We start from the raw sequence: 20,419 nt of genomic DNA, 5'->3' as shown, positions 1-20,419 counted from the left end.
CGCGTCGGGGTCGTGTTCAGAACTTCTCGGACCAGGGCCGCAGGTCGAGCTCGTGCGTCCAGGCGTCGCGCGGCTGCGCATGCAGCATCCAGTAGGCGTCGGCGATGTGGTCGGGATCGAGGATGCCGTCCTGCGCCTTGAGCGCGTAGCGCGCCGGGAAGCGCTCGCGGATGAAGTCGGTGTCGATGGCGCCGTCGATCACGACATGGGCCACGTGCAGGCCGCGCGACCCGAGTTCGCGCGCCATCGACTGGGCCAGCGCCCGCAGCGCCATCTTGGCGCCCGAGAAGGCCGCGAAGTTCGCCGAGCCGCGCAACGACGCCGTCGCGCCCGTGAAGACGATCGTGCCGCGTCCGCGCGCCACCATGCGCCGCGCCACCTCGCGCGCGCTCAGGAAGCCGGCCAGGCAGGCCATCTCCCAGACCTTGAAGTACTTGCGCGCCGTCTCGTCGAAGATGCTCTCGGGCACGTTGGCGCCGATGTTGAAGACCATCGCCTCGATCGGACCGATGGTCGATTCGATGCGCTCGACCAGCGCCACCACCTCGTCCTCGCGGCGCGCGTCGCAGCCGAAGGCATGCGCGGTGCCGCCCTCGGCCTCGATGCGCTCGACCAGCGGTCGCAGCCGTTCCAGGTTGCGCCGCACCACGCAGGCCGCCAGGCCCTCGCGCGCGAAGCGCCGGGCGATGGCGCCGCCGGTGGCGTCGCCGGCGCCGACGACGAGCACCGCCGGGGCGCGAGGGGGGTTCGGGGTCGGGTCCATGTCGACGGGGCTCCTGGGGCGTGGCGATGGCGGCCGGGCGCGGCCGGCCACGCCCTATTCCTTGAAGTAGACGATCTGGTTGCTGGTGGCCAGCAGCGTGCCGGCCTCGCTCCAGAGCTGCGCGGCCTGATCGAAGAAACCGTTCCTGAACTGCTGGCCGACGGCGCGCCCGAGCAGGTGGCCGGTGCCGACCTCGGCGAGTTCGGCCGCGCCGGCATGGAAGTAGGTGGTGATGGACACCGTGCCCGCCGGCACCCGCGTCGCGCGGCGCAGCCAGACGCGCGGATAGAACAGGTCGCTCATCGCGGCCAGCGCCGGGAAGTCGAGCGGACGCGGCAGCGCGTCGCGCACCCACAGCAGCGTCTCGCTGTGGTCGCCGCCGCCGTCCCAGCGCGCCGGGATGCCGCCGCCGACCGGGCGCATCTCGTACTGGCCGATCCACGCGACACCGGCCGGGCCGAGCGTGACGCGCTCGACGGCCTGCGGCGCGGGCGCTGCGGGCATGGCCAGGTCGGTCGCGCCCCAGGTCTCGCGCCGCACCGCCGTCACGACCGTCGCCGTGGTGGTGACCTGCGGCGCGCCGCTCGCGCCGGCCTGCGTGATCTGCACCGTCCAGTGCTGGGTCGAGCGGTTGGTGCGCGCCGGCGTGGCCTGCACGTCGAAGGCGCCGGCCTCGATCGCGGCGGCGTAGTTCACCGTCAGCGCGATCGGCGCGCCCAGCAGGTCGGGATGCCGCAGCACCGCCTGCAGCGCCACCGCCGCCGTCGTGCCGCCGAACGGGCCGATCATGTTCCAGTAGTCCGGGCTGGTCGTGCCCGCGAAAAGGCCGGCCCGGAGGTCGCTGTGGTCGAGCGCCAGGGCGCGGTCGAACGGGTGCGGTTGCTGCTGCGTCATGGTTCGTCTCCTCGAGTCAACAAGATCGTTCGCAGGTGCCGCGCTGCCGGCAAGGCCACGGAACCGGCGTCTCCGGGCCACCGGCAGGGCCCCCTGGGAAGGGGGTCGGCGAAACGACACCCGATGCGCGAGGACGCAGCCCGGGCCGTCAGACCCGTTCGAACACGGCGGCGGCGCCCTGCCCCATGCCCACGCACATCGTGACCATGCCGTGCTTCAGATTCTTGCGCCGCAGGGCATGAACCACTGTCGCGGAACGGATAGCCCCGGTCGCCCCCAGCGGGTGCCCGAGCGCGATCGCGCCGCCCATCGGATTGACCTTCGCCGGATCGAGGCCCAGCGTGCGGATCACGGCCAGCGACTGCGCCGCGAAGGCCTCGTTCAGCTCGATCCAGTCGATGTCCTGGTGCGTCAGGCCGGCATGGCGCAGCGCGGCGGGAATGGCCTCGACCGGACCGATCCCCATGACTTCCGGCGGCACGCCCCGGCTGGCGAAGCTGGCGAAGCGCGCAAGCGGCGTCAGGCCGAAGCGCTTCAGGGCCGCCTCGCTCGCCAGGATCAGCGCGCCGGCGCCGTCGGAGGTCTGCGAGCTGTTGCCGGCCGTGACCGTGCCGCGCGCGGCGAACACGGCGCGCAGGCGCGCCAGCCCTTCGACGCTGGTGTCGGGACGCGCGCCCTCGTCGAGGTCGACGGTGCGCGTGGTGGCGACCGACGTGCCGCGCGCCAGGTCGGGCACGCGGTCGGTCACCTCGACCGGCGTGATCTCGTCGGCGAACTCGCCCGCGCGCTGCGCCGCCAGCGCCTTCTGGTGCGAGGCCAGCGCGAAGGCGTCCTGGTCCTCGCGCGAGACCTTCCACTGCCGCGCGACCTTCTCGGCCGTCAGGCCCATGCCGTAGGCGATGCCGACGTCGCCCTCGCGCTCGAAGATCGCCGGCGAGAGCGAGGGCGAGTTGCCCATCATCGGCACCAGGCTCATGCTCTCGACGCCGGCGGCGATCATCACGTCGGCCTCGCCCACGCGGATGCGGTCGGCCGCCATCTGCACCGCCGACAGGCCCGAGGCGCAGAAGCGGTTGACGGTGATGCCACCCACGCTCGCCGGCAGCCCGGCGAGCACCGCGGCGATGCGGGCGACGTTGAGGCCCTGCTGGGCCTCGGGGATCGCGCAGCCGCAGACGATGTCCTCGATGGCCGCCGGATCGAGCGACGGCACCGCCGCCAGCGCGGCGCGCAGCGTGGCGGCGAGCAGGTCGTCCGGGCGGGTGTTGCGGAAGAAACCGCGGTGCGACTTGCCGATCGGCGTGCGCGTGGCGGCGACGACGTAGGCGTCGTGGATCTGTTTCATGCGGATGCTCCTGGTGTGTGTCCGGCTTGCGCCCGAGGCTGATTCAATTGCGCACCGGCTTGCCCGTCCCCAGCATTCCCATGATCCGCGCCTGCGTCTTGGGGTGGACGATGAGCGAGCAGAACGCCTCGCGCTCCAGCGCCATGAGGTACTCCTCGGTGACCAGCGAGCCGGCGTCGACGTCGCCGCCGGTCACCACGTGGGCGATCAGCCCGGCGATGTGGAAGTCGTGCGCGCTGGCGAAACCGCCGTCGCGCAGGTTGACCAGCTGGCCGCGGATGGTGGCCGCGCCGCTGCGTCCGGCGACGCGGAAGCGGCGGCGCGGCGGCGCGCGCCAGCCGGCGTCGGCCATCGAGCGCACCTGCTGCAGCGCGACGTGCAGCAGTTCGTCCTTGTGGGCGACGACGACGTCGCCCTCGATCAGGTAGCCCAGCCGCCTCGAATCGAGCGCGCCGGTGCCGACCTTGGCCATCGCCGCGGCGGTGAAGCCTTCGGTGAGGAAAGGCAGCAGGTCGGTGCCGGTCGATGCCGCCGCGTTCTCGGCCGCGCGGCGGGCGATGTAGGTCAGGCCGCCGGCGCCCGGCACCAGCCCGACGCCGACCTCCACCAGCCCCATGTAGCTCTCCATGGCCGCCACGCGCCGCGCCGAATGCACGGCCAGCTCGCAGCCGCCGCCCAGCGCCAGCCCGCGCACGGCCGACACCACGGGCACGGCGGCGTAGCGGATGCGCAGCATCAGCTGCTGCAGTTCCTCCTCGGCGCCCTCGACCGCGCCGATGCCGGCCACCACGAAGGCCGGCAGCATCGCCTGCAGGTCGGCGCCGACCGAGAACACGTCGTCCGGCGACCAGATGACCAGGCCCTGGTACTCGGCCTCGGCCCGCTCGACGGCGGCGCCCAGCGCCTCGGCCACGTCGGGACCGATGGCGTGCATCTTCGACGTGATGCTGGCGATGAGCACCTCGCCGTCGAGCGTCCAGACGCGCACGTCGCCGTCCTCGCTGATCGTGGTGCCGGACCCGGCGGCCGTGGGCGCGGCGGCGCCCAGCACGCGCTCGGGGAACAACTGGCGCGCGTGCACCGGCAGGCGGCGGCGCGGCACGAAGCGTTGCTCGGCGGCGCTCCACGAGCCCTCGGGCGTGTGGACGCCGCCGGCCTCGGCCACGGGGCCCTCGAACACCCAGGCCGGCAGCGGCGCGCGGCTCAGCGCCTCCCCGGCGTCGATGTCCGCCTGCACCCAGCGCGCGACCTGCGCCCAGCCCGCCTCCTGCCAGAGCTCGAACGGTCCCTGCGTCATGCCGAAGCCCCAGCGCAGGGCGAAGTCGACGTCGCGCGCGCTCTCGGCGATGGCCGCCAGGTGCACGGCGGCGTAGTGGAAGCCGTCGCGCAGGATGGCCCACAGGAAGCGCCCCTGCGGCCCCCTGGCCTCGCGCAGCAGGCGCAGGCGCTCGGCGGCCGGCTTCTTCAGCATGCGGGCGTAGACCTCGTCGGCCTTGGCGCCGGCGGGCACGTAACCGCCCTGGCCGCGCTCGGCCGCCGGGTCGAAGCGCAGGATGTCGCGTCCGACTTTCTTGTAGAAACCGCCTTGGGTCTTCTGGCCGAGGAAGCCGCGCTCCAGCAGGGTCGCGAGCACCGGCGGCGTGCCGAAGCTCGCGTGGAACGGGTCGCTCGCCTCGTCGAGCTGGTCCTGCAGCGTCCGCATGACGTGGGCCAGGGTGTCCAGGCCCACCACGTCGGCCGTGCGGAAGGTGCCGGAGGAGGCGCGGCCGAGCTTCCTGCCGGTCAGGTCGTCGACCACGTCGGGCGTGAGGCCGTATTTCTCGGCCTCCTTCAGCGTCGCCAGCAGGCCGGCGATGCCCACGCGGTTGGCGATGAAGTTCGGCGTGTCGTGCGCGCGCACCACGCCCTTGCCGAGCGTGGTGGTGACGAACGCCTCGACGCGGTCGAGCACGTCGGCGCCGGTGGCCGGCGTGTCGATCAGCTCGACCAGGAACATGTAGCGCGGCGGGTTGAAGAAGTGGATGCCGCAGAAGCGCGGGCGCAGGGCCTCGGGCAGCGCCTCGCTCAGTGTCGTCACCGACAGGCCGGAGGTGTTGGAGGCCAGCAGCGCGTGCGGCGCGACGTGCGGCGCGATGCGGCGGTAGAGGTCGCGCTTCCAGTCCATGCGCTCGGCGATGGCCTCGATGACGAGGTCGCACTCGCCCAGGCGGTCGATGTCGTCGTCGTAGTTGGCGACCTCGATCAGCGCAGCGTCGGCGATGTCGCCGAGCGGCGCGGGCTTCTGCTTCTTCAGCGCCTCGACGGCGCGGACGACGATGCCGTTCCTGGGGCCTTCCGTGGCCGCGAGGTCGAACAGCACCACCGGCACGCGCACGTTCACGAGGTGGGCGGCGATCTGCGCGCCCATCACGCCGGCGCCGAGCACGGCGACCTTCTTCACTTGAAATCTGGACATGGCGGATCGGGGGGATGAGGGAGACGAGGGGGTTGGTGTGGCGGGCGTCATTCCTGGCGCGTCCAGGTCTGCGTGCGCCAGAACGGACCGAGGTAGCCGCGCACCTCCAGCCGGCGGCCACCGTCGAGGGGGGGGAAGCGGGCGCGGTATTCCTTGCCGTTCTCAGGGTCGAGGATGCGGCCGTCTTCCCAGACGTCCTGTTGGGCGACCTTGCGGCCGCCGCGCACGATCTCCAGCCCGGCGATCGGGCGGCCCTTGCGGTCGTCGGTGCAGGCCTCGCAGACCGCGTCGGCGGCGGTGTCCTTCTTGAGCGAACGCTGCAGCCTTCCGCTGAGCGCGCCGCCCTGCTCGACGATGCGGATCTCGCCCTTCACCTCGCCGGTCCTATCGTCCACGCTGTGCCACAGACCGACCGGCGTCGCCTGCGCGAGGGCCGCGGCGCCCGTGGAAGCGAGCGCCGCGGCCAGCGCCGCGTGGCGCCAGCCGGGGCGGCGCGCCGGCGTCGCCGGTGCCCTCACGCCAGGGCCTCGTCGGTGTCCATCAGCGAGCGGGTGCCGGCGCGCGCGGTGCGCATCAGCGTCGCGGTCTCCGGGAACAGGCGGGCGAAATAGAAGCGCGCCGTCTGCAGCTTGGCGACGTAGAACGCGTCGGTGCTGCCGGCCTCGATCTCGCGCAGCGCGACCTGCGCCATGCGGGCGAACAGGTAGCCGAAGACGAAGTGGCCCGCCACGCGCAGGTAGTCGACCGCCGCGGCGCCGACCTCGTCGGCGTTCTGCGAGCCCTTGAAGCCGATCTCGGTGGTGAACTTCACCAGCTGGTCGCCCAGCGCGGCGATCGGGTTGATGAACTCGGCCATCGACTCGTTCACGCCTTCCTCCTCCACCAGCCGGCCCACCAGCTTGCCGAACTTCTTCAGCGTCGCGCCGTTGTTGCCCAGGATCTTGCGGCCCAGCAGGTCGAGCGCCTGGATGGCGTTGGTGCCCTCGTAGATCATGTTGATGCGGTTGTCGCGGGCGAACTGCTCCATGCCCCATTCGCGGATGTAGCCGTGGCCGCCGAAGACCTGCAGGCAGGCGTTGGTCGCGACGTGGCCGTTGTCGGTGATGAAGGCCTTGACGATCGGCGTGAGCAGCGCGACGAGCTCGCCGCTGTCCTTGCGGACGCGCTCGTCGGGGTGGTGATGCTCCTTGTCCAGCAGCAGCGTGCAGAAGATCTGCAGGGCGCGCCCGCCCTCGGCGTAGGCCTTGGCGGTCAGCAGCATGCGCCGCACGTCGGGGTGCACGATGATCGGATCGGCCTCCTTCTCCCGCGCCTTGACGCCGGAGAGCGCGCGCATCTGCAGCCGGTCCTTCGCATAGGCCAGGGCGTTCTGGTAGGCCACCTCGGTCAGGCCCAGCGACTGGTTGCCCACGCCCAGGCGCGCCGCGTTCATCATCACGAACATGGCCTGCAGGCCCTTGTTGGGCTCGCCGACCAGGGTGCCGGTGGCGCCCTCCATCACGATCTGCGCCGTCGCGTTGCCGTGGATCCCCATCTTGTGCTCCAGCCCGCCGCAGTGGATCGGGTTGCGCGCGCCGAGCGAGCCGTCCTCGTTCACGTGGAACTTGGGCACGGCGAACAGGCTGATGCCCTTGCTGCCGCGCGGCGCGTCCGGCAGGCGGGCCAGCACCAGGTGGACGATGTTGGCGGCCATGTCGTGCTCGCCGGCGGAGATGAAGATCTTGTTGCCGGTCAGGCGATGGGTGCCGTCGGGCTGGGGCTCGGCGCGGGTGCGCAGCAGGCCCAGGTCGGTGCCGCACTGGGGTTCGGTCAGGCACATGGTGCCGGTCCATTCGCCGCTGACCAGCTTGGGCAGGTAGGTCTTCTTCTGCGCCTCGGTGCCGTGCGTGGCGAGGGCGGCATAGGCGCCGTGCGAGAGGCCCGGGTACATCGTCCAGGCCTGGTTGGCGCTGTTGAGCATCTCGTAGAGGCACTGGTTGAGCACCAGCGGCAGGCCCTGGCCGCCGTACGCGGGGTCGCACGACAGCGCCGCCCAGCCGCCCTCGACGTATTGCGCGTAGGCCGCCTTGAAGCCCTGGGGCGTCCTCACCTCGTGCGTCGCGCGGTCGAGCACGCAACCCTCGGCGTCGCCGACGGCGTTGAGCGGGAAGGCCACCTCGGCGGCGAACCGGCCGGCCTCCTCCAGCACCGCGTTGATGGTGTCGGCGTCGGTCTCGGCATGGGCCGGCATGGCCTTGAATTCGGCGGCGACGTCGAGGACTTCGTGCAGGACGAACTGCATGTCGCGCAAGGGTGGCGTGTAGAGAGGCATCGGAAGGCTCCGTGGAAAGGTCGTGAGAAGGCGGAAGGCGGAAGGCGGCGGGAAGGCCGTGGAAGGCGGAACGGCGAGGGCCGGGGCGGACGGGTCGGCGCCGCGAGGACCGGGGCCGGCGCGGCGCGGGGCGCGCGCGGACCGCGTGGTCGCGGCGGCCGGCCTCAACCGCCGGACGGGCCTCCGGGGGCGGGCGCGGCGTGGCGCGCGAGGATGTTGTCGAAGCCGGCCTCGGCGCGCGCCAGCGAGCCCGGCGCGCGCAGGAAGCGGGCCTCGTAATGCAAGGCCAGGATCAGCGCGTGGATCTCGAAGGCGACCTGGCGCTCGTCGGCATCGGCGCGGAGGTGGCCGGCCTCGCGCGCCAGCACCACGGCCCGCGTCATGGCCGCGAGCCAGACGTTCACCGAGTCGGCCAGCGCGTCGCGCACGGGGCCGGGGCGGTCGTCGAACTCCACCGCGCCGCTGATGTAGATGCAGCCCGAGTCGATCTCGGTGGAGGTGCGCCGCATCCAGTTGGCGAACATGGCGCGCAGGCGCGGCAGGCCGCGCGGGGTGGCGAGCGCGGGATAGAACACCTCCTGCTCGAAACGGTGGTGGTACTCGCGCACCACCGACAGCTGGAGTTCCTCGCGCGAGCCGAAGTGGGCGAAGACGCCCGACTTGCTCATGCGCATGACCTCGGCGATGGCGCCGATCGACAGGCCTTCCAGGCCGATCTGCGCGGCCAGCGCCAGCGCGGCGTCGACGATGGCGGACTTGGTCTGGCGGCCCTTCTGCGGGACGCGGGCGGAACGGGTCGAGGCGTCGAGGGCGGTGACGACGGACATGGGGGGCCTCCGGGCACGGAACGAGGACGATCGGCAATAAAAGAACGATCGTTCTATTTTGCAATGCTTCGGTCCGGGCGGACAAGCGGGAATTACCCCGCCTTCCGCCGCCCCTCGACGCGCCCCGGGTCCGGGCGCCGATGCGGCCCGGCAGCAGCGGCCGCGAACCCGCGCCCCCGGCGGGTCAGATCGTGATGCCGCCGTCCACCGAGTAGGCCTGGCCGGTGACGAAGGCCGCGTCGTCGCTGGCGAGGAACACCACCAGCGGTGCGATCTCGTGGGCTTGGGCGAGGCGGCCGAGCGGCTGGCGCGCGATGAAGGCCTGGCGCGCGGCGACCGGGTCGGCGCTGGCGTTGATGCGTCCGGCCAGCGAGGGCGTGTCGACCGTGCCGGGGCACACCGCGTTGCAGCGCACGTTGTGCCCCACGTAGTCGGCCGCGACGCTCTTGGTCAGCCCCAGCACGGCCGCCTTGGTGGTGCCGTAGACGCACCGGTTGGGCAGGCCCTTGATGCTGGAGCACACGCTGGCCATGTTGACGATGCTGCCGCCCCGGGCCTCGAGCATGCGCGGCAGCACCGCGCGGATGGTCCAGAACTGCGCCCGCACGTTGAGGTGGAAGGCGAAGTCGAGGTCGTCGTCGGTGGCCTCCAGCGCGGTGCCGCCATGGACGACGCCGGCGCAGTTGAACAGCACGTCGACCCGGGGCATCGATCCCACCAGCGCGTCGATGGCGGCGCGGTCGAGCACGTCGAGCACGGCGGTCCGGATGCCGGGCGTGCCGGCGTAGCTGCCCAGCAGATCGGCGTTGACGTCGGTCGCCCAGACCTGCGCGCCCTCGGCCGCCATGGCGAGCGCGGTGGCGCGTCCGATGCCCTGGCCGGCGGCAGTGACGAGTGCGGTTTTTCCCTGGAGTCGCATGGTGTGTGTGTCCTTGATGTGGCGGCGGATTGGCGGGGCGCGGCGGCCCCGCGCGGGCCGCAGGGCGGCCCCGGAAGAGACCGGCGCCGACCTTGAGGGTTTCGCCCGATGGTGGCGCCGGGGCATCGAACTTATTCTGGATTGGCCTGACCACTTGTCCAATTCAGGACAACCCTTAAGCGGTCCGGCACCCACGCCGGGACGTCGCACCCCCGGCTCCGATCCGACCCGATGCCACCCGACGTGCCCCTCCAGTCCATCGAACCGCAGCGCCTCTACCGCCAGATCGCCGACCAGCTGCGCACGCTGATCGGACAGGGCGAGTTCGAGGCCGGCGCGCGCCTGCCAGCCGAGCGCGACCTGGCGCGCCAGCTCGGCGTGAGCCGGCCGTCGGTGCGCGAGGCGCTGATCGCGCTGGAGGTCGAGGGCTGGGTCGAGGTGCGCACGGGGTCGGGCGTCTACGTGCAGGACCGCACCCACCGCAGCGCCGAGCGCGTGGCGGCGACCGAGTGGGGTCCGCTGGAGCTGATCCGGGCGCGCCGGGTGGTCGAGGGCGAGACCGCCGCCCTGGCCGCCGCCGGTGCGCGACGCAGGGACATCGAGGCCATGGCGCGCGCCATCGCCCTGATGGAGGACCTCGCCGGGCGCCAGGTGATGCCGCTGGACGGCGACCGCGATTTCCACGTCGCCGTGGCCACCGCCTGCGGCAACGTCGTGCTGGCCGAGACCGTGCAGGGCTTCTGGGACTCGCGCCGCGGCCCGATCTTCACCCGCCTGGGCGGCCACTTCGAGACCCTCCCCTCGTGGCGCGCGGCCATCGCCGAGCACGGCGTGGTGCTCGAGGCCGTCGCCGCGCACGACGCCGACGCCGCCCGCGTCGCGATGCACGCCCACATGGACCGGGCGCACCAGCGCTTCAGCGCCAGCTGGCGGCGCGCGCGCCGGACGGCCTGAGGTCGCGCCACCCCTGCTTCCTTCCCGTTCCGACCTTCCTTTCGATCACAAGACCACAGACGGAGACACACCCATGAACGACTCGACGACGACACTTCACGGCGGCCCGGCCCGCATCGCCGCCCGCCCGGCCACGCCCGAGCGCCGGCGGCTGCTGCAGGCCTTCGCCACCGCGGCCCTGGCGGCCGCGGCCCTCGCCACGCTGGGCATGCCCGGCACCGCGCGGGCGCAGACCAAGCTCAAGTGGGCGCACGTCTACGAGACCTCCGAGCCGTTCCACAAGTACTCGGTGTGGGCCGCCGACGAGATCAGGAAGCGCAGCAACGGCAAGTACGACATCCAGGTGTTCCCGGCCTCCAGCCTGGGCAAGGAGGCCGACATCAACCAGGGCCTGACGCTGGGCACGGTCGACATGGTGCTGACCGGCGCGAGCTTCGCCGGGCGCAGCTACACGCCGCTGTCGATCTCCTACTTCCCCTTCATCTTCCGCGACGCCGAGCACCAGCTGAAGTACGCCAAGAGCGACGTCTTCCGCGAGCTCGCCAAGGGCTACGACGACAAGACCGGCAACCACATCACGGCCCTGACCTACTACGGCGCGCGCCACGTCACCTCCAGCGCGGCGCGCCCGGTGGCCAAGCCCGAGGACATGAAGGGCCTGAAGATCCGCGTGCCCGACGCGCCGGCCTACCTGGCGTTTCCCAAGGCGCTGGGCGCCAACGCCACGCCCATCGCGTTCGCCGAGGTGTATCTCGCGCTGCAGAGCGGCACGGTCGACGCCCAGGAGAACCCGCTGCCCACCATCGAGGCGAAGAAGTTCTTCGAGGTGCAGAAGAACATCTCGCTGACCGGCCACATCGTCGATTCGCTGCTCACCGTGGTCTCGGGCCAGTTCTGGGGGCGCCTGTCGGCCGACGAGAAGAAGATGTTCTCAGAGGTGATGGAGGAGGCCGCGGAGAAGACCGGGCGCGAGATCATCGCCTCGGAGACGCGGCTGGTGGAGGAGTTCAGAAAGCGCGGCAACAACATCATCGCGGTCGACAAGAACGCCTTCCGCGACGCGGTGCTGAAGAACACCAAGCCGACCGACCACGGCTACCGCCAGCAGGACTACGACCGCATCACGGCGATCAAGTGATGTCGGCGCAGGAACCATCGGCGAGCGACAAGCTCCTGGGCGACGACGGCGAATTCCACGCGGTCGACGAGGCGGTCGACCTCTCGGGGACGACCTTCGAGGCCTGGATCGCACTGGGCATCTTCTGGCTGCTGGGCGCGACGGTGCTCTACCAGTTCGTCACGCGCTACGTGCTCAACGACTCGGCCGCCTGGACCGAGGAGATCGCGCGCTACCTGCTGGTGGGCGTGGTGTTCGTGGGCGCGGCCATCGGCGTGGCCAAGAACAACCACATCCAGGTCGACTTCTTCTACCGCCACATGCCCGCGTCCGTGGGCCGCGTCCTGGGCGTGGTGGTGGACGTGCTGCGCACGGGCTTCTTCGCCGCGGCGGTGGTGATGACGGTGCAGATGATGATCCGCATCGGCAACAACGCCAGCATGACGATCGTCGACCTGCCGATGAACGTGGTCTACGCCGTGTGCCTGTTCGGCTTCGTGGCGATGCTGGCGCGTTCGATCCAGGTCAGCGTGGTGCACTGGCGGCGCGGCTACTGCGCGCTGGAGCGGCCCGAATCCACCATGCAGGATCGCTGAGGCGACCGGACCCTTCGGACACATCGGACACACATGCTCAAGATCGCATTCCTCCTGTTCATGAGCGCCGGCATCCCGGTCGCCGTGGCGATGGCCGGCGCCTCGCTGGTCTACATCTGGTGGTCGGGCAACCTGCCGGGCTTCGTCGTCATCCACCGGATGGTCAGCGGCGTGGACAGCTTCCCGCTGCTGGCGGTGCCGTTCTTCATCCTGGCGGGCAACCTGATGAACAACGCGGGCATCACCAACCGCATCTACAACTTCGCGCTCGCGCTCGTCGGCTGGCTCAAGGGCGGGCTGGGGCACGTGAACATCCTCGGCTCGGTGATCTTCTCCGGCATGAGCGGCACGGCCATCGCCGACGCCGCCGGGCTGGGCACGATCGAGATCAAGGCCATGAAGGAGCACGGCTACTCGACCGAGTTCGCCGTCGGCGTGACGGCCGCCTCGGCCACGCTCGGGCCGATCATCCCGCCGAGCCTGCCCTTCGTGATCTACGGAATGATGGCCAACGTCTCGGTCGGCTCGCTGTTCCTCGCCGGCATCGTGCCCGGCGTGATCATGACGCTGCTGATGATGCTCACGGTCGCCTACTACGCCCACAAGAACGGCTGGGGTTCGGACGTCAAGTTCCAGTGGCCGCGCCTGATGAAGGCGCTGGTCGAGCTGCTGGTGGTGTGCGTCTGGCCGACCGCGCTGTGGCTGGCGGTGGACCGGCTGGGCCTGCCGGCGCAGCCGGCCGTGGCGGTGGCGCTGGTCATCCTCTTCGTGGCCGACAAGGTGTTCCGCTTCGAGGCCGTGCTGCCGATCATGACGCCCGTGCTGCTCATCGGCGGCATGGCCACCGGCCTGTTCACCGCCACCGAGGGCGCCATCGCGGCCTGCGTGTGGGCGATGGCGCTGGGCTTCTTCTGGTATCGCACGCTCAAGTGGAAGATGTTCGTCAAGGTCTGCCTGGAGACGGTGGAGTCGACCGCCACGGTGCTCTTCATCGTCGCGGCCGCCTCGATCTTCGGCTGGATGCTCACGGCCACCGGCGTCACGGCGGACATCGCCGCCTGGGTGCTGGACTTCACCAAGGAACCCTGGGTGTTCCTGCTGCTGGCCAACCTGCTGATGCTGTTCGTCGGCTGCTTCCTGGAGACCACGGCGGCCATCACGATCCTCGTGCCGATCCTGCTGCCGATCGCCAACCAGCTGGGCATCGACCCGGTCCACTTCGGTGTGTTGATGGTGCTCAACCTCATGATCGGCGTGCTGCACCCGCCCATGGGGATGGTGCTGTTCGTGCTCGCGCGCATCGCCAACCTGAGCCTGGAGCGCACGACCATGGCGATCCTGCCGTGGCTGGTGCCGCTGCTGTTCAGCCTGGCGCTGATCACCTACTGGCCGGCCACGGTGCTGTGGCTGCCCCGGCTGATGCAATGAAAGCCCCCCGATGACCACCCCTTTCATCCGCCTCCACCCCGCCGACGACGTCGTCATCGCGCGCGCGCAGCTCGTGGGCGGCACGCCGATCGAGCACGTCACCAGCCGCGGGCTGATCCCGCCGGGCCACAAGGTCGCCATGCGCGCCATCGCGCCGGGCGAGCCGGTGCGCCGCTACGACCAGATCATCGGCTTCGCCAGCCAGCCGATCGCCCCGGGCGAGCACGTGCACACGCACAACCTCGACATGGGCCCGGACAAGGGCGACTTCGCGCGCGACTACGCCTTCGGCAGCGACGTGAAACCGGCCCCGGCCCGGCGCGAGGCCACCTTCATGGGCATCCGCCGCGCCGACGGCCGCGTCGCGACGCGCAACTACATCGGCGTGCTGACCAGCGTGAACTGCTCGGCGACGGCGGCGCGCGCCATCGCCGACCATTTCTCGCGCCGCACCAACCCGGCCGCGCTGGCCGCCTACCCGAACGTCGACGGGGTCGTCGCGCTCACGCACGGCACCGGCTGCGGCATGGACGGCGACGGCGAGGGCATGCGGGTGCTGGGCCGCACCCTGACGGGCTACGCGACGCATGCCAACTTCGCCGCCGTGCTGGTGGTGGGCCTGGGGTGCGAGGTCAACCAGATCAACGCCTGGCTGGCCACCGGCAACCTCGCCGACGGCGAGAACTTCCGCACCTTCAACATCCAGGACACCGGCGGCACGCGCAAGACCGTGGACAAGGGTGTCGCGCTGATCGAGGCGATGCTGCCGCGCGCCAACGCGGCGACGCGCGAGCCCTGCAGCGCGGCGCACCTCACCATCGGGCTGCAGTGCGGCGGCTCGGACGGCTATTCGGGCATCAGCGCCAATCCGGCGCTGGGCGCGGCGGTCGACCTGCTGGTGGCGCACGGCGGCACGGCCATCCTCAGCGAGACGCCCGAGGTCTACGGCGCCGAGCACCTGCTCACGCAGCGCGCGGTGCGCCGCGAGGTTGGCGAGAAGCTGGTCGAGCGCATCCGCTGGTGGGAGCACTACACCGCCATCAACCAGGGCGAGATGAACAACAACCCCTCGCCCGGCAACAAGGCCGGCGGACTGACGACCATCCTGGAGAAGTCGCTCGGCGCCGTCGCCAAGGGCGGCACCGGCAACCTGGAGGCGGTGTACGAGTACGCCGAGCCCGTGACCGCGCACGGCTTCGTCTTCATGGACACGCCGGGCTACGACCCGGTCAGCGCCACCGGCCAGGTCGCCGGCGGCGCCAACCTGATCTGCTTCACCACCGGACGTGGCTCGGCCTACGGCTGCGCGCCCTCCCCCTCGCTCAAGCTGGCCACCAACTCCGCGCTGTGGCGCCGCCAGGAGGAGGACATGGACATCAACTGCGGCGAGATCGTCGACGGCACGGCTTCGATCCAGGAGATGGGCGAGCGCATCTTCCGCCTGGTGCTGGCGACGGCCTCGGGCGAGCCCTCCAAGAGCGAGCAGCACGGCTATGGCCAGAACGAGTTCGTGCCGTGGCAGATCGGCGCCACCATGTGAGCCCGCCCGGGGCCGTCGCGGACGCGCCGCGCCGCGCGGGACCTGGGTTACGGTTCCGTCTGCTGGACTTCATATCGATAGGAGATTTCTCATGTCCCGGATTTTTCAGGCTTCGGTGCTGCGGGCACGGTGCGCGGCCATCCTCGAGGCGGCGGGCAGCTCGCCCGCCGAGGCGGCGCAGGTCGCCGACAACCTGGTGCTGGCCAACCTGAGCGGGCACGACTCGCACGGCGTGGGCATGCTGCCGCGCTACGTCGACGCGGTGGCCGAGGGCGGTCTGGTGCCCGGCGCCTCGGTGGCCGTGACCCTGGACATCGGCACGCTGCTGGCGCTGGACGGCCGACGCGGCTACGGCCAGATCGTCGGCGTGCAGGCCATGGACCTGGGCATCGCGCGGGCGCGCGAGCACGGCAGCTGCATCTTCACGCTGGCGCAGGCGCACCACCTGGGGCGCATCGGTCATTTCGCGGAGATGGCGACGGCGCAGGGGCTGGTGTCGATGCACTTCGTCAACGTGCTGTCGCGGCCGGTCGTGGCGCCCTGGGGCGGCGGCGACGGGCGCTTCGGCACCAACCCGTGCTGCATCGGCGTGCCGCTGGCGGGCGCCGAACCCTTCGTGCTGGACTTCGCGACCAGCCGCGTGGCCCAGGGCAAGATGCGCGTGGCCCACAACAAGGGCGAGCGCGTGCCGCCGGGCTACCTGATCGACGAGCATGGCCGCCCGACCGACGACCCGGGCGTGGTCGTGGTGCCGCAGCGCGATCCGGCCGGCGACGGCGACGGCAACCCGCCCCCGGGCGGCGGCCTGTTCGGCGCGCTCATGACCTTCGGCGAACACAAGGGCTACGGCATGGCCGTGGCGTGCGAACTGCTCGGCGGCGCGCTCACCGGCGGCGGCACCTGGCACCGGCCGGCCGATGCCGCGCGCTCGGTCTACAACGGCATGCTGACGGTGCTGATCGACCCGGCGCGCCTGGGCACGCGCGCCGCCTTCGAGCAGGAAGCGACCGCCTTTGTCGACTGGCTTCGCCAGAGCCCGCCCGGCGAGGGCCACGAGGCCGTGCGCATCGCCGGCGAACCCGAACGCGCCGCGCGCGCGGCCCGCGCCCAGGGCGGCATCGAACTCGACGAGGCCACCTGGGACGAGATCGTCGCGGCCGGCGCCCGGGTCGGCGTGGCCGTCACGGCCTGAGACCCGGGGCGGGCCGCGAGCCGCGAGCCGTGAGCCCTCAGACGATCCGGTCGATCGCCAGCTGGAGGTGCTCGGTCGGCAGACGCCTGAAGCCCGAGCGCGTGAAGCGCTGCAGGCGGCCGGCGACGAAGGCCGTCAGCACGCCCGAGCGCACCTGGGCGTCCAGCGATCCCGCGTCCCCGGTGGCGTCCTCGAGCAGCACCTTGCACAGGGTCGACTCGATGCGGTCGAAGAACTGGTTCATCCGGTTCTGCAGCCGCTCGTTCTCGTAGACCAGCGCGTCGCCCACCATCACGCGCGCCATGCCCGCGTTCTTCTCGGCGAACTGCATCAGCGCGGCGACGATGCGGACCGCCCGCTCGCGCGGCGCGACCTCGTGCCCCACGATCCGGTCGACCTCGACGAACACGCTCTGTTCGATGAAATCGATCAGACCTTCGAGCATCTGCGCCTTGCTGGCGAAGTGACGGTAGAGCGCGGCTTCGCTCACGTCGAGTTCGGCCGCCAGCGCGGCGGTGGTCACGCGCTCGCCGCCCGGGCGCTCCAGCATCGCCGCGAGGGTCTGCATGATCTGGACGCGGCGTTCGCCAGGCTTGGGTCGCCTTCGCGTCAGCAGCGCAACGGCGCCTGACGACACGGAGGTGCCCGGCACGAGGACAGCCATGTTCGCTTCAATTGTCATTGCGTGTAGATAAATGTAAAAAATTAATTCTCGCATGCCACACTTGACGTGAGCGGGGGAGCAAGCCGGAAAACCACGCTGCATGAGAATAGATACTCACTTCATGGATCAAATAGGAAAACCGACATGGGCAATTGCATTCTGGTGACGGGCGGCGCGGGCTTCATCGGCAGCCACACCTGCGTGGCGCTCGCCGAGGCGGGCTACACGCCCCTCGTCCTGGACAACCTGGGCAACAGCGACCTGCGCGTCCTCGATCGCCTGGCGCGCATCACCGGCAAGGCGCCCGACTTCATCGAAGGCGACGTGCGCGACCGCGCCCTGCTCGACCGGGTGTTCGCCGAGAACGAGATCGCCGGCGTGATCCATTTCGCCGGCCTGAAGGCCGTCGGCGACTCGGTGGCCGAGCCGATGGCGTACTACCAGAACAACGTGCATGGCAGCTGGGTGCTGGCCGAGGCCATGCAGGCGGCGGGCGTGAAGACGCTGATCTTCTCCTCGTCGGCCACGGTGTACGGCGAACCCGACCGCTCGCCGATCCCCGAAGACGCGCCCTGCCGCCCGGCGAGCCCGTACGGACGCTCCAAGCACATGGTGGAGGAGTCGTTGCGCGACTTGCAGATCGCGCAGCCCGACTGGCGCATCGCCCTGCTGCGCTACTTCAACCCCGTGGGCGCCCACGAGAGCGGCCTGATCGGCGAGCACCCCAACGGCAAGCCCAACAACCTGATGCCGTTCGTGAGCCAGGTCGCCGTGGGCCTGCGCGAGAAGCTCGCGGTCCATGGGGGCGACTATCCGACGCCCGACGGCACCGGCGTGCGCGACTACGTGCACGTCATGGACCTGGCCGAAGGCCACGTCGCGGCGCTGCGCCACACCGAGAAGGCCCCCGGCCTGGTCACCCTGAACCTCGGGACGGGCACCGGCGCCTCGGTGCTCGACGTGGTCAAGGCGTTCGAGCGCGCGAGCGGCCGGCGCATCGCCTACGACATCGGCCCGCGCCGCGCGGGCGACGTGCCGGCGTACTGGGGCGACCCGGCCCTGGCCGAAGCCACCCTCGGCTGGCGCGCCCGCCGCGGCCTCGACCAGATGTGCGCCGACAGCTGGCGCTGGCAGCAGGGCAATCCGCGCGGCTACGAATAGGCGGGGTCGACTACCGGGCCCGGATCATCGTGCCGTAGGCCTGGTCGGTCAGGATCTCCAGCAGCATCGCGTGCGGCACCCGCCCGTCGATGATGTGCACCGCGTTCACGCCGCTCTTGGCCGCGTCGAGCGCGCCCTCGATCTTCGGCAGCATGCCCCCGGAGATGGTGCCGTCGGCGAACAGCTCGTCGATCTCGCGCGCGCTCAGGTTGGTCAGCAGCGTGCCGGCCTTGTCCAGCACGCCGGGCGTGTTGGTCAGGAGCATCAGCTTCTCCGCCTTGAGGACGGTGGCGAGCTTGCCGGCGACGACGTCGGCGTTGATGTTGTAGCTCTCGTTGTCCTCGCCGAAGCCGATCGGGCTGATGACGGGAATGAAGGCGTCGTCCTGCAGCGCCTTGACCACGCTCGGGTCGATCGAGACGATGTCGCCGACCTGGCCGACGTCGTGCATCAGGCTCGGGTCGGCGCGGTCGGCCAGCTTGAGCTTCTGCGCGCGGATCAGGCCGCCGTCGCGCCCGGTCAGGCCCACGGCCTTGCCGCCGGCCTGGTTGATGAGACCGACGATGTCCTGCTGCACCTCGCCGGCGAGCACCCACTCGACGACCTCCATGGTTTCCGCGTCGGTCACGCGCATGCCCTGGATGAAGCTGCCCTTCTTGCCCAGCCGGTTGAGCGCCGCCTCGATCTGCGGGCCGCCGCCGTGCACCACCACCGGGTTCATGCCCACCAGCTTGAGCAGCACCACGTCCTCGGCGAAATCGGCCTGCAGGGCCGGGTCGGTCATGGCGTTGCCGCCGTACTTGATGACGATGGTCTTGCCGTGGAACTTGCGGATGTAGGGCAGTGCCTGGGCCAGGATCTCGGCCTTGTCGCGGGGGGGGATGTTGAGCACGGGATCGCTCGCGGGGACGGTCATGGAGACTCCGGTTCGAAGGATGGCAAATTGTGACGCACGGGCGGTGACGGCGGCCGCCTGAAGATCCGTCGCTGCGCCACGACGAGCAGCAGGATCAGGTCGATGCCGACGCGCACCGTCCAGGCCATGGCGGCGCCGACCAGCCCGAATTCATGGAGCCCGACCCACAGCATCGCGAAATACAGCAGGGCCTCGATCACGTGCAGTTGCGCCGTGATGCGCGCGAGCCCGGCCGCCTGGACCGCCGCGAAGGGAACGAACGCGATCCCGTTGAGCAGCAGGCCCAGGGCGAGGATGCTCACCACCGGCGCGGAGCGCTCGGCGAACTCGGCCCCCAGCCAGTGCGACAGCCCCCAGTGCGCCCCCAGCCCGAGCGCCAGGCAGGCCGGCAGCAGCGCCGCGGCGACCACGGCGATGCACTGCAGGTAGAGGCGCCGCGCCGCGCCCGGATCGGCGGCGGTCATGAGCGCCGCCAGCCGCGGGAACAGAGCCCCCGTGAGCGCGGCGGGCAGGATGAGGACGCGCGCCATCACCTCCGAGGGCACCGCGTAGTACGCCACCACGGCCGCGCCGAGCACGGCCGAGATGACGAAGCGGTCGCCCGTCACCATCAGCGGGCTGACGATGTTGGACACGGTCATCCAGGCACCGAAGGTCAGCAGGCGGCGCAGGTCGACCCGGTGGAGCACGGCCGCTCCCAACCCGCCGGGCAGGCGCCGGCGCACCAGCGTCCAGTGGGCGAGGCAGAACACCAGCCGGGCCATCATCAGGCTGGCCACCATCGGCACCAGCGACGGGCCGAACCACAGCACGCTGAGCGCCGGCAGGCCGAAGTTCGCCAGTCCCAGCAGCATCCGCAGCAGGTTGACGTCGCGGAAGTCCTCGTAGGCCTCCAGCACGCCGCGCAGGCCGACGGTGATGGTGGTCACCGGCACGCTCACCGCCGCGATCAGCAAGGCGATGGACACGTCGCGGCGCAGCGCCGGGGACACGCCCAGCCAGCGCTCGGCCAGCGGCTGCGCGAACACGGCCAGCAGCACGCCGCCGGCCAGCCCCGTGGCCAGCGTCAGGCCCAGCCCGCCCTTGACCAGCGCCGGCACGTCGTGGACATGACCGGCGCCGAGCTTCTGCGCCACCTGCTGGGTGAGCGCCCGGCCGAGGCCGAAGTCGAACAGGCTGAAGTAGCCGATCAGCGCCCAGACCAGCGTCAGGATGCCGAAGACCTCGACACCGGCCTCGCGCACCAGGTAGGGAATGAACGCGGCGCCCGCGAGCAGGGGCAGCCCGGCGCCGGCGAGGTTCCACAGGATGTTGCGGCGCAGGGACATCGGGCGGGT

Annotated in this window: 18 protein-coding genes; 7 read left to right on the top strand and 11 right to left on the bottom strand. The window is 71.2% G+C overall.

Going from position 1 to position 20,419, the window contains the following annotated elements; translation table 11 throughout:
* Positions 1 to 16: 16 nt before the first annotated feature.
* The 8 genes from NF681_05175 to NF681_05140 form a co-directional block, all read right to left on the bottom strand.
* Positions 17 to 763, bottom strand: coding sequence for an SDR family oxidoreductase (locus tag NF681_05175; GenBank protein UST54596.1), 747 nt, complete (start codon positions 761 to 763; stop codon positions 17 to 19).
* 54 nt (positions 764 to 817) lie between these two features.
* Positions 818 to 1,657 carry a thioesterase family protein gene (locus NF681_05170; GenBank protein UST54595.1) on the bottom strand — a complete coding sequence of 280 codons (840 nt, stop codon included), beginning with the start codon at positions 1,655 to 1,657 and terminating at the stop codon, positions 818 to 820.
* Between the two features lie 148 nt (positions 1,658 to 1,805).
* The gene (locus NF681_05165) at positions 1,806 to 3,002 is read right to left on the bottom strand and encodes an acetyl-CoA C-acyltransferase (GenBank protein ID UST54594.1); all 1,197 of its coding nucleotides are present in this window, start codon (positions 3,000 to 3,002) and stop codon (positions 1,806 to 1,808) included.
* A gap of 43 nt (positions 3,003 to 3,045) precedes the next feature.
* On the bottom strand, positions 3,046 to 5,457 hold the full coding sequence (locus NF681_05160; GenBank protein UST54593.1) for a 3-hydroxyacyl-CoA dehydrogenase/enoyl-CoA hydratase family protein: 2,412 nt from the start codon (positions 5,455 to 5,457) through the stop codon (positions 3,046 to 3,048).
* Between the two features lie 47 nt (positions 5,458 to 5,504).
* Entirely contained in the window at positions 5,505 to 5,924 is a 420-nt protein-coding gene (locus NF681_05155) for a DUF2147 domain-containing protein (protein UST55877.1), read from the bottom strand.
* 47 nt (positions 5,925 to 5,971) lie between these two features.
* Positions 5,972 to 7,768: an acyl-CoA dehydrogenase C-terminal domain-containing protein gene (locus tag NF681_05150; GenBank protein ID UST54592.1), complete on the bottom strand. Its 1,797-nt coding sequence runs from the start codon at positions 7,766 to 7,768 to the stop codon at positions 5,972 to 5,974.
* Between the two features lie 164 nt (positions 7,769 to 7,932).
* Positions 7,933 to 8,595, bottom strand: coding sequence for a TetR/AcrR family transcriptional regulator (locus NF681_05145; GenBank protein ID UST54591.1), 663 nt, complete (start codon positions 8,593 to 8,595; stop codon positions 7,933 to 7,935).
* Positions 8,596 to 8,779: 184 nt separating this feature from the next.
* Positions 8,780 to 9,514, bottom strand: coding sequence for an SDR family oxidoreductase (locus NF681_05140; protein UST54590.1), 735 nt, complete (start codon positions 9,512 to 9,514; stop codon positions 8,780 to 8,782).
* A gap of 243 nt (positions 9,515 to 9,757) precedes the next feature.
* Between NF681_05140 and NF681_05135 the strand changes: the two genes are divergently transcribed.
* The 6 genes from NF681_05135 to NF681_05110 all read left to right on the top strand — a co-directional run bounded on the left by NF681_05135 (position 9,758) and on the right by NF681_05110 (position 16,341).
* Positions 9,758 to 10,468 carry a GntR family transcriptional regulator gene (locus NF681_05135; GenBank protein ID UST54589.1) on the top strand — a complete coding sequence of 237 codons (711 nt, stop codon included), beginning with the start codon at positions 9,758 to 9,760 and terminating at the stop codon, positions 10,466 to 10,468.
* 208 nt (positions 10,469 to 10,676) lie between these two features.
* A complete protein-coding gene (locus NF681_05130; GenBank protein UST55876.1) occupies positions 10,677 to 11,606 on the top strand; it encodes a sialic acid TRAP transporter substrate-binding protein SiaP in 930 nt (309 codons plus the stop codon).
* Positions 11,606 to 12,181 (top strand): TRAP transporter small permease, encoded by a 576-nt coding sequence (locus tag NF681_05125; protein UST54588.1) that lies wholly within the window; start codon positions 11,606 to 11,608, stop codon positions 12,179 to 12,181. The genes NF681_05130 and NF681_05125 overlap by 1 nt, the downstream gene beginning before the upstream one ends.
* A gap of 33 nt (positions 12,182 to 12,214) precedes the next feature.
* Complete coding sequence (locus tag NF681_05120; GenBank protein ID UST54587.1) at positions 12,215 to 13,609, top strand: TRAP transporter large permease; 1,395 nt, start codon at positions 12,215 to 12,217, stop codon at positions 13,607 to 13,609.
* Between the two features lie 10 nt (positions 13,610 to 13,619).
* Positions 13,620 to 15,149 (top strand): altronate dehydratase family protein, encoded by a 1,530-nt coding sequence (locus tag NF681_05115; GenBank protein UST54586.1) that lies wholly within the window; start codon positions 13,620 to 13,622, stop codon positions 15,147 to 15,149.
* Between the two features lie 91 nt (positions 15,150 to 15,240).
* Positions 15,241 to 16,341, top strand: a complete 1,101-nt coding sequence (locus tag NF681_05110) for a malate/lactate/ureidoglycolate dehydrogenase (GenBank protein ID UST54585.1) — start codon at positions 15,241 to 15,243, stop codon at positions 16,339 to 16,341.
* Positions 16,342 to 16,378: 37 nt separating this feature from the next.
* Here the strand turns inward: NF681_05110 and slmA are convergent, their stop codons facing one another.
* Positions 16,379 to 17,005, bottom strand: a complete 627-nt coding sequence (gene slmA, locus NF681_05105) for a nucleoid occlusion factor SlmA (protein UST54584.1) — start codon at positions 17,003 to 17,005, stop codon at positions 16,379 to 16,381.
* A 144-nt stretch (positions 17,006 to 17,149) separates the two neighbouring features.
* On the opposite strand from slmA, the gene galE reads away from it, so the two are divergent.
* Entirely contained in the window at positions 17,150 to 18,166 is a 1,017-nt protein-coding gene (gene galE, locus NF681_05100) for a UDP-glucose 4-epimerase GalE (protein UST54583.1), read from the top strand.
* Positions 18,167 to 18,176: 10 nt separating this feature from the next.
* On the opposite strand, the gene argB is transcribed toward galE, so the two are convergent.
* Together argB and NF681_05090 are read right to left on the bottom strand one after the other, a co-directional pair.
* A complete protein-coding gene (argB, locus tag NF681_05095; protein UST54582.1) occupies positions 18,177 to 19,082 on the bottom strand; it encodes an acetylglutamate kinase in 906 nt (301 codons plus the stop codon).
* Complete coding sequence (locus tag NF681_05090; protein ID UST54581.1) at positions 19,079 to 20,410, bottom strand: flippase; 1,332 nt, start codon at positions 20,408 to 20,410, stop codon at positions 19,079 to 19,081. The genes argB and NF681_05090 overlap by 4 nt, the downstream gene beginning before the upstream one ends.
* Between the last annotated feature and the right edge of the window lie 9 nt (positions 20,411 to 20,419).

This window comes from Comamonadaceae bacterium OTU4NAUVB1, from assembly GCA_024372625.1.
GTDB lineage: Bacteria > Pseudomonadota > Gammaproteobacteria > Burkholderiales > Burkholderiaceae_C > Variovorax.
This window is presented reverse-complemented; position numbering and strand designations above follow the sequence as displayed.

Coding starts and splice junctions, on each gene's coding strand:
- NF681_05150 (UST54592.1), bottom strand. CDS start 7,768: ATGCCTCTCTACACGCCACCCTTGCGCGACATGCAGTTCGTCCTGCAC.
- NF681_05160 (UST54593.1), bottom strand. CDS start 5,457: ATGTCCAGATTTCAAGTGAAGAAGGTCGCCGTGCTCGGCGCCGGCGTG.
- NF681_05090 (UST54581.1), bottom strand. CDS start 20,410: ATGTCCCTGCGCCGCAACATCCTGTGGAACCTCGCCGGCGCCGGGCTG.
- NF681_05115 (UST54586.1), top strand. CDS start 13,620: ATGACCACCCCTTTCATCCGCCTCCACCCCGCCGACGACGTCGTCATC.
- NF681_05130 (UST55876.1), top strand. CDS start 10,677: ATGCCCGGCACCGCGCGGGCGCAGACCAAGCTCAAGTGGGCGCACGTC.
- slmA (UST54584.1), bottom strand. CDS start 17,005: ATGGCTGTCCTCGTGCCGGGCACCTCCGTGTCGTCAGGCGCCGTTGCG.
- NF681_05175 (UST54596.1), bottom strand. CDS start 763: ATGGACCCGACCCCGAACCCCCCTCGCGCCCCGGCGGTGCTCGTCGTC.
- argB (UST54582.1), bottom strand. CDS start 19,082: ATGACCGTCCCCGCGAGCGATCCCGTGCTCAACATCCCCCCCCGCGAC.
- NF681_05125 (UST54588.1), top strand. CDS start 11,606: ATGTCGGCGCAGGAACCATCGGCGAGCGACAAGCTCCTGGGCGACGAC.
- NF681_05120 (UST54587.1), top strand. CDS start 12,215: ATGCTCAAGATCGCATTCCTCCTGTTCATGAGCGCCGGCATCCCGGTC.
- NF681_05110 (UST54585.1), top strand. CDS start 15,241: ATGTCCCGGATTTTTCAGGCTTCGGTGCTGCGGGCACGGTGCGCGGCC.
- NF681_05165 (UST54594.1), bottom strand. CDS start 3,002: ATGAAACAGATCCACGACGCCTACGTCGTCGCCGCCACGCGCACGCCG.
- NF681_05140 (UST54590.1), bottom strand. CDS start 9,514: ATGCGACTCCAGGGAAAAACCGCACTCGTCACTGCCGCCGGCCAGGGC.
- NF681_05170 (UST54595.1), bottom strand. CDS start 1,657: ATGACGCAGCAGCAACCGCACCCGTTCGACCGCGCCCTGGCGCTCGAC.
- NF681_05145 (UST54591.1), bottom strand. CDS start 8,595: ATGTCCGTCGTCACCGCCCTCGACGCCTCGACCCGTTCCGCCCGCGTC.
- galE (UST54583.1), top strand. CDS start 17,150: ATGGGCAATTGCATTCTGGTGACGGGCGGCGCGGGCTTCATCGGCAGC.